Below are 1,830 nucleotides of genomic sequence, written 5' to 3'. Positions count from 1 at the left end.
GTTCGGGCGGACCATCAGGACCAGGACCATCACGGCGTACGGGGCGACCTGGCCGAAGCCGGGGCCGAGCGCGGACAACTGCGTCTGGTAGCCGGCGCAGACGGCCTCGGTCACCCCGATGACCAGCGCGCCGACCAGCGCCCCGGCGGGCGAGGTCATGCCGCCGAGGACCGCCGCCGGGAACGCCTTGAGGGCGATCTGTCCGGTGGTGCGCTCCAGTCCGGGCGCGGGGAAGGCGGCGAGGAACACCGCGGCGAGGGCGGCCAGCGCCCCGGCGAGGCACCAGGCCAGCATCCGGATCCGCTCCAGCCGGATGCCCATGAGCGCGGCGGCCTCCCGGTCCTCGGCGGCGGCGCGCAGCGACAGCCCCCAGGGGGTGAAGCGGAAGACGGCGAAGACCGCGCCGATGACGACGACGGCGACCACGACGGACGCGATACGGCTCTGCGCGACGGTGACCGGGCCGAGGTGCAGCGTCGCGTCGCCCCAGGGGTCGCCGAGGCCCAGCAGGTCACCGCCGATGCGGCGGGCGAGGTCGGTCATCAGGACGATGTCGACGCCGATGGTGATGATGGTGAGGGTGTGGGCGGCGTGCGGGTCGGTGCGGCGCAGCAGCACCCGTTCGATCGCGGCGGCCGTCGCCGCCGTGGCGGTGACGGCGACGGCGAGGGCGGCGGCGAAGCCGAGCGGCTCGTGCAGCACGGCGGTCAGATAACCGCCGAGGAGCAGCAGCGAGCCGTGCCCGAAGTTCATGACGCCGGACGCCTTGAAGATGATGACGAAGCCGAGGGCGACCAGTGCGTACACCGAGCCGAGGGCGAGACCGTTCAGCACGATCTCGGCAGCCGTGCTCATGCGGACCGCACCCCTTTCTGTTGCTGTGGTGCGGAGCCCGGCGGTGCGGGATCCCGCCGGTCGGGGCGCTGCCGCGCCGGGTCCTGCGACTCCGGGCCGGACGCGGTGTCCGGGTGGTGCGGGTGCCGTCCGGGGTCCGGGCCGGCCGGGTCCGGTTCCCGGTCGTCCGGGTGCGCCGCCTGCTCGCTTCCGGTGCCGAGGTAGGCGCGCAGCACAGCGGGGTCCTGCCGCACCTCGTCCGGTGTGCCGCCGGCGATGCGGCGGCCGAAGTCGAGCACCGTGACGGTGTCGGCGAGCCGCATCACCAGTCCCATGTCGTGCTCGACGAGCAGCACGGACAGCCCGAGTTCGTCGCGCACGGCACGGACGGTCTCCGCGGTACGGGCGCGCTCGGTGCCGTTCATCCCGGCGACCGGCTCGTCGAGCAGCAGCAGCCGGGGTTCGAGGCACAGGGCGCGTGCCATCTCCACGCGTTTGCGGTCCCCGTACGAGAGCAGGTCGACCGGGGTGTGGAAGAGCAGGCCCAGTCCGACGAGTTCGGCGATCTCCCGGGCGCGCTCCAGGTGGACGCGCTGCTCGCGGACGGCGCGGGGCAGCCGCAGCGCGGTGGCGGTGAAACCGGCCCGGGTCAGGGCGTGCCGGCCGAGCATCAGGTTGTCGGCGACGGTGCCCGCGGTCATGACGATGTTCTGGAAGGTGCGGGCGACACCGAGGGCGGCGATCCGGTGCGGGCGCAGCCGGGTCAGTTCCGCGTCGCCGAACCGGACGCTGCCGTGCTGCGGGCGGCAGACGCCGGAGAGGACGTTGAAGCAGGTGGACTTGCCGGCGCCGTTGGGGCCGATGAGGGCGTGGATGCTGCCGGGTTCGACGGTGAAGCCGACGTCGTCGAGGGCGAGCAGCCCGGAGAACCGCACGGTGACGCCCTCCACCCGCAGCCGCGGGGTGCCGCGGCCGTCCCGGTCCGGGGCGGCGGAC

2 protein-coding genes are annotated in these 1,830 nt (G+C 74.2%); both read right to left on the bottom strand.

What is annotated here, in order from left to right; all coding sequences use genetic code 11:
* The coding region (locus tag GCU69_RS04745; RefSeq protein WP_156205209.1) for a branched-chain amino acid ABC transporter permease at positions 1–855 on the bottom strand (855 nt) is incomplete at its 3' end.
* On the bottom strand, positions 852–1,790 hold the full coding sequence (locus tag GCU69_RS04740; RefSeq protein ID WP_156205210.1) for an ABC transporter ATP-binding protein: 939 nt from the start codon (positions 1,788–1,790) through the stop codon (positions 852–854). The genes GCU69_RS04745 and GCU69_RS04740, both read right to left, overlap by 4 nt.
* Positions 1,791–1,830 lie beyond the last annotated feature (40 nt).

Source organism: Streptomyces lycii, from assembly GCF_009735685.1.
GTDB lineage: Bacteria > Actinomycetota > Actinomycetes > Streptomycetales > Streptomycetaceae > Streptomyces > Streptomyces lycii.
Note: the sequence above shows the minus strand (reverse complement) of the source record. Positions and strands in the feature narration are given on the sequence as shown.